Annotated in this window: 1 protein-coding gene; it reads left to right on the top strand. The window is 67.9% G+C overall.

Features of this window, described 5'->3' with window-relative positions:
- The first annotated feature begins 37 nt into the window (after positions 1-37).
- Positions 38-991 carry a PDR/VanB family oxidoreductase gene (locus P3W75_RS23145; RefSeq protein WP_276229650.1) on the top strand — a complete coding sequence of 318 codons (954 nt, stop codon included), beginning with the start codon at positions 38-40 and terminating at the stop codon, positions 989-991.
- Positions 992-1174 lie beyond the last annotated feature (183 nt).

Here is a 1174-nt window from a genome sequence, read left to right as displayed (position 1 = left end):
GCGCGCCGCCCGCCCTGAAGCCTTGCAAGGTAAGACCATGATGAAGGTAAGAATCGAAAGGATCGTCGACGAAGCCCTGGACATCCGTTCCTTCCGCCTCGTGCGCAGTGACGGCCAGCCGTTCGACACCTATGAACCCGGCGCCCACGTCGACGTCACCGGCCCCACCGGGGTGACCCGCCAGTATTCCCTGTGCAGCCCGCCGGACGACGGCGTCGCCTACCTGGTGGCGGTGAAGAAGGAAAGCGCCTCGCGCGGCGGCTCCGCGGCCCTGCACGAGCAGGTGGCCGAAGGCATGGAGCTGGAAATGGGCGCGCCGCGCAACCTGTTCCGCCTCGCCCCCGAGGCCCGCGAGCACGTGATGTTCGCCGCCGGCATCGGCGTGACCCCGCTGCTGAGCATGGCCTACAAGCTTAACGCCAGGGGCGAGCCCTACCGCCTGCACTACTTCGCCCGCTCGCCGGAACACGCCGCCTTCGTCGAGCTGCTGGCCGGCCCGGCCTTCGCCGGCAAGGTGGAATTCCACTATGGCGTGGAACCTGCCGACCTCGACGCCGCGCTGGCCGCCTGCCTGGAGCGCGCCGCGGCGGCCGCCCACGTCTACACCTGCGGCCCGGCACCGTTCATGAACAAGGTGGTGGACGTCGCCAAGCGCAGCCGCAGCGAAGACGCCATCCACCTGGAACACTTCCAGGCCGACCCGGCGGCCAACAGCGCCCCGGCCGGCAGCTTCGAAGTGGAGCTGGCGAACAGTGGCGTGGTGCTCCAGGTGCCGGCCGACGTCAGCCTGGTGGACGTGCTCCAGGCCCACGGCTGCGACATCGACACCGAGTGCCGCGAAGGCATCTGCGGCACCTGCATCGTCGAGGTGCTGGACGGCGAGCCGGAGCACCGCGACAACTGCCTGTCGAGCAAGGAGAAGGCGTCCAACAAGCAGATTTGCGCGTGTGTTTCGCGGGCGAAGTCGGCGCGGTTGGTGTTGGATCTTTGAGAGCTGATCCGGGCTCGCTGGCGATTTCGGTTTGGGAGGTGACTTCGCGCCCTCTCCCTAACCCTCGGCTGCGCGCCCCGCCCTGAAGGGAGAGGGGACCGTTCGGTGTGAGCGGGAACATCAGCGTCAGCTGGCAACCAAGTCGCAGGTTGAAACCATTCCTGCTCACTTGCTCGGACAGCC

It is taken from the genome of Pseudomonas citronellolis (assembly GCF_029335315.1).
GTDB lineage: Bacteria > Pseudomonadota > Gammaproteobacteria > Pseudomonadales > Pseudomonadaceae > Pseudomonas > Pseudomonas citronellolis_A.
The sequence above is the reverse complement of the archived record's forward strand: the minus strand, read 5'-3'. Positions and strand labels throughout refer to the sequence as shown.

Bases quoted from the DNA above. Each gene is read 5' to 3' on its own strand.
- P3W75_RS23145 (WP_276229650.1), top strand. From the start codon at position 38: ATGATGAAGGTAAGAATCGAAAGGATCGTCGACGAAGCCCTGGACATC.